Source organism: Kineosporia sp. R_H_3 (assembly GCF_002198675.1).
Lineage (GTDB): Bacteria > Actinomycetota > Actinomycetes > Actinomycetales > Kineosporiaceae > R-H-3.
The window spans coordinates 1-4,434 of the sequence record NZ_MWLL01000046.1; the positions used below are offsets into that span (position 1 = coordinate 1).

The window sequence follows — 4,434 nt, forward strand, 5'->3', positions numbered from 1 at the left end:
GCCCGGGGCCAGGCCGTGATGCCGCAGGCCCCGGACGTGCGGCCCCGACCCCCGGACGTCTCCGGCGTGCTCGCGGTCGCCCCGTTGCCGCTCGTGCTCACGACGACCGACGCCCGCGTCCTCTTCACGAACCGCGCGATGCAGCGGCTCGTCGGGGTGTCCGCCGACCAGCTCACCGGTCGCTTCCTCGCGGAGTTCGCCGGTCCGCCGCACGGCCGGCTGCGCCGCCTCGCCGCGGTCGCGGCGTCGGCGAACCACCCGATCACGACCGAGGTGAGCTTCAGCCTCGGCCGCCGGCGCAGCATCGCCGTCCGGGTCGTCGTCGCCCGCGGTGCCGCGACCGGCGGTGACGCCTTCCTCGTGTGGCAGGTGACGTCGTCCCCCATGGCCCACGTGCTGCCCGAGCCGCCCGGCGGTGAGCAGCACGAGCCCGGGCTGTCGGACGGCGAGCCGGCCGGGCCGGAGCCGGTCGTCGACGACCTCGACGAGGTGATGGCCTCGGACGCCCACGTCCTCACGCTCGAGATGATCCGGACGTCGCCGGACCGCCCCGTCGAGGAGGTCGCGGAACGGCTCGCGACGTTGGCGGGCAAGGCTTTCCGGGGTTTGCCGCTGCACATCTCGCTCGACGTCGCGGTGCCCTTCCCGGTCGCCGCGACGACCGACCCGGTCGCCACCCTCGCGGTCCAGGCCGAGGTCGAGCTCGGCGGCGGGCCGGTGACGGCGTCCGCCGCCGGGACCGTCGTCGTCGCCGACCTCGCCACCGACCCCCGGTTCGGCGGGGCCGGTGCGGAGATCCGCCGCCGCTTCGGGCTCTCCAGCGCGCTCGCGGTGCCGCTGCGTCGCGGGGACGCCGTCGTCGGCTCCCTCGTCGTCTACTGCGACGGTGCCGGGGCCTTCGGCGACGAGGACCTCTGGCTCGCCGACTGGGTCGCCGCCGTCGCCGGCGGGGTGCTCGAGGCGTGCGTGCGGTACAACGCCGCGGCCACCGAGTCGCAGCAGCTGCGGACGGCGATGGCCTCGCGGGCCGTCATCGAGCAGGCCAAGGGGATCCTCATGGGCAGGCACCGGGTCGACGAGGACGCCGCGTTCGCGATGCTCCGGGTCGAGAGCCAGACGCACAACCGCCGGCTGCGGGACGTCGCCCAGTCCGTCGTCGACGAGGCCCGTGGCGGCGGCGACGCGGCGGCGCAGGCGGCGCGGGACCCGGACGACGCGACGGACGGCGACCCTGCGCCGTCGTCCGGCTGACCGGTCGACCCGGCGGGTGCGGCAGTGGCGGACGGGGCGCCCAGGGTCCTCCCAGGTCGGTGGGCTACGGTCGTTCCTTCCGTCGACATCGACCGCTCGAGGATCTCCAATGCGCCGTACCACTGCCGTGACCGCTCTCGCCCTCGTCTCCGGCCTCGTCCTGGCCGGCTGCGGCGGCTCGTCGGGCGGATCGGCGTCCTCGGGCACCTCGTCGGCCGCGCCGTCCGCCTCCGGGTCCGCCGGGGCGTCCGCGACGCCGTGCACGCCGACCGCCGCCGCGGCGGCGCCGGCCGGTGCGAAGAAGACGAAGGTCGGGGTCGCCGTGAGCGGCGCCGCCGACAAGAAGCCCACCCTGACCATCCCGCGCTCGGCCGCGCCGACCACGACCTCCGTCGAGGTCCTCAGCGCCGGCACCGGGGACGTCGTCAAGAAGGGTGACGTCCTCCTGGCGAACTACCTCGGGCAGACGTGGGCCGAGAAGGACTGCAAGGTCAACGTCTTCGACAACTCCTACGACCGCGGGGCCGTCGCCGGCTTCCCGATCGGGGTCGGTGCCGTCGTCAAGGGCTGGGACAGCACGCTCGTCGGGCAGAAGCTCGGCAGCCGGGTGCTGCTGACGATCACGCCGCAGGACGGGTACGGCGTCAAGGACGCGCAGTCGACGAGCGAGCTCGCCGGCGAGACGCTCGTCTTCGTCGTCGACCTCGAGGACACGATCAAGGGCGACGGCGTCGCCAAGGGCGCCGTCGAGAAGCTCCCGGCGGGCTTCCCGGCGATCACCTCCGAGTCCGGCAAGCGCCCCGACGTCACCTCGGTGACCGGGGTCAAGCCGTCGGCGACTCCGTCGTCCGCGCTGCTCGTCAAGGGCACCGGCCCGGCCATCGACGAGAAGAAGCAGCTCGTCCTGCAGTTCCTCCAGACCGACGCGAAGACCGGCAAGCAGACCCAGAAGACCTGGGACGCCGGCCAGCCGCAGGTCGTCGCGGCGACGAGCGTCCTCAGCCTCGTCACGGCCCTCAAGGGCCAGCCGGTCGGCAGCCGGGCCGTCGTCGTCACGGCCGAGGAGGCCAGCTCGCCGGCGCAGATCCTCGTCGTCGACGTCATCGGTCAGTTCTGACCGTCCGGGGCTGACCGCCCCGGCACCTCGCGCACGCCCACCGCGGCGGCGACCGTTCGGCGAGTGATCGCCGCGGGTCGCCGCCGTCGTGCGTAACCGGGAGGTCCTGCGGGTACCTGGGCGTCGACGACGACCCCCAGGAGGACCCATGGCCGACGTGCAACCCCGGCCCGGCACCGCAGCGGCCGACCCCTCGGCGGTCGACCCCGCACGTGCGGATCCCGCACCCGTGGCCCCCGCACCGCACGCGCCGACCCATGCCGTCGCGCCGCCCGCCGGGCCGGCACCGGAGGCGGCCCGCGGACGCCGTCCCGCACCGCACCAGCTCCTCGCGCTCGTGCTCGCCGTCGGCTTCGTCGTCGCCGGTGCCGCCGGGTGGGCGGTGACCGGCGGGATGGCCTGGACCGGGCACGACCACTCGCGCACCCTGGCCGGCTTCGCGGTGAACCCGCTGCACAACGTCGTCCACCTCGCCGTCGGGCTGGCCGGTCTCGTGCTCTGGCGCCGGCCGGGCGGCGTCCGCGGGTACGGCCTGCTGGTGGCGGTGCTCTACGGCGCCGTCCTCGTCTACGGGCTCGTCGCCGCCGGGCGCACCTGGGACGTGCTCAACGTCAACCGGGCGGACAACCTCCTCCACCTCGTGACCGTCGTCCTCGGGCTCGTCGTGGCGGCCTGGCCGCGCCCCGCGGGGCGTCGTCGCGGGCCCGACGTACCCTCGCCGTCCCGCAACGCAGCGTGACATTCCTGTGATCCAGTCGTGATCTGAAGGTGATGTGAGTCATGTTCGCGTCCGAATAGTCCCTGTTTGCGAGGTCCCGGAGTTGATCCGTCCCGTGCGTGGACGCACGATGGCACGGTCGGTGGACCCCGGGGTGACCTGCGGGAAGTCACGGAGCGTGTCCATTTCGGGCATGATTGAACCGCTAACTACGTCTTTGACGGACATGTGAGTTAGGTTCTGCTCGCACCCCTGACTGGGGCGTGCCCGCGCGGACGCCGAGCTCTGTCACCGCTCCCGGGCCTCACCACACCACTCGCATGACAGAGGCGGGGGACCCAGGTTCCACGGGTCGGCGAGCGCTCAAGGCGCCGACCCTCGGGGTGAAGCCGAACGACGTCGCAGGACGACGTCGCGGCCGGGTGACAACTCCCATCCGAACCCGACAGCTCACCTCGTAGGCGTCGGAGAGGTTCCCTTCGTGACCCGTCGCACCGCTTCGGGGCGCCTCGGCGCGCCCGTGGCCGGCAAACGTCAGCCGGCCCACCTCGCCCCCCGTCGGCCGCTGCTCCAGGCGGCCGTCCCCACCGGACTGGGAACCACCCTGTCCGGCGGCGTCTCGTCCCTCTCCCGGTTCGGTCTCGCGGCGGTGCTCGGCTCCGCGCTCGTGACGGCCGGCCAGATGCCCGCCTCGGCGGCGACGGGCACCGCCGTCAAGGCGGCGCCCCTGACCTCCGCGGCCCCGGTGGCCTTCACCTCGGGCGCCCCGCTCGCGGCGACGCCGGCCTCCGCGGTGACCTTCGACAGTGCCGCCCTCACCGCGGTGGCCGCCCCGAAGACCGCTGCCGTGAAGACGGCGGCGGCCCCCAAGGCGGCCTCCACGACGACGCTCACCGCGGCCGCCCGCCGGGCGAAGATCGTCAAGATCGCCAAGAAGTACGTCGGCGTCCGCTACGTGTGGGGCGGCACGAAGCCGCGCCCCGGCTTCGACTGCTCCGGCTACACGAAGTACGTCGTCAAGAAGGCCGGCAGGACGCTGCCTCGCACGTCGCGCCAGCAGTACGCGCACGTCCGCAAGATCGCCAAGTCCCAGCGCAAGCCCGGCGACCTGATCTTCTTCAAGTCGTCGAGCGGCCGCGTCTTCCACGTCGGGATCTACGCCGGCAAGGGGAAGATGTACGACTCCCCGCGCCCGGGCAAGCGGGTCGGCCTGCACAAGATCTGGTCCTCCCGCGTCAGCTACGGCCGCATCGGCTGACGGCACGGTCCCGGTCGGATGCCCCTGCCCCGGGTGCCCGACCGGGTCGACGCGGTCCGGCGCGGGCCGCCCCACGGGGGCGGTACGGGC

General features: G+C 74.0%; 4 protein-coding genes and 1 riboswitch. All 4 genes read left to right on the forward strand.

Going from position 1 to position 4,434, the window contains the following annotated elements; translation table 11 throughout:
- A partial coding sequence (locus ECOMGDLI_RS02995) for an ANTAR domain-containing protein (RefSeq protein WP_088313471.1) occupies positions 1–1,251 on the forward strand: 1,251 nt, incomplete at its 5' end.
- Positions 1,252–1,360: 109 nt separating this feature from the next.
- On the forward strand, positions 1,361–2,368 hold the full coding sequence (locus tag ECOMGDLI_RS03000; RefSeq protein WP_198954494.1) for an FKBP-type peptidyl-prolyl cis-trans isomerase: 1,008 nt from the start codon (positions 1,361–1,363) through the stop codon (positions 2,366–2,368).
- A 148-nt stretch (positions 2,369–2,516) separates the two neighbouring features.
- The gene (locus ECOMGDLI_RS03005; protein ID WP_088313475.1) at positions 2,517–3,107 is read left to right on the forward strand and encodes a DUF4383 domain-containing protein; all 591 of its coding nucleotides are present in this window, start codon (positions 2,517–2,519) and stop codon (positions 3,105–3,107) included.
- A 279-nt stretch (positions 3,108–3,386) separates the two neighbouring features.
- A riboswitch (cyclic di-AMP (ydaO/yuaA leader) is annotated at positions 3,387–3,565 on the forward strand.
- Positions 3,566–3,567: 2 nt separating this feature from the next.
- On the forward strand, positions 3,568–4,344 hold the full coding sequence (locus ECOMGDLI_RS03010) for a C40 family peptidase (protein ID WP_143447481.1): 777 nt from the start codon (positions 3,568–3,570) through the stop codon (positions 4,342–4,344).
- Positions 4,345–4,434: the final 90 nt, after the last annotated feature.

Bases quoted from the DNA above. Each gene is read 5' to 3' on its own strand.
- ECOMGDLI_RS03000 (WP_198954494.1), top strand. From the start codon at position 1,361: ATGCGCCGTACCACTGCCGTGACCGCTCTCGCCCTCGTCTCCGGCCTC.
- ECOMGDLI_RS03005 (WP_088313475.1), top strand. From the start codon at position 2,517: ATGGCCGACGTGCAACCCCGGCCCGGCACCGCAGCGGCCGACCCCTCG.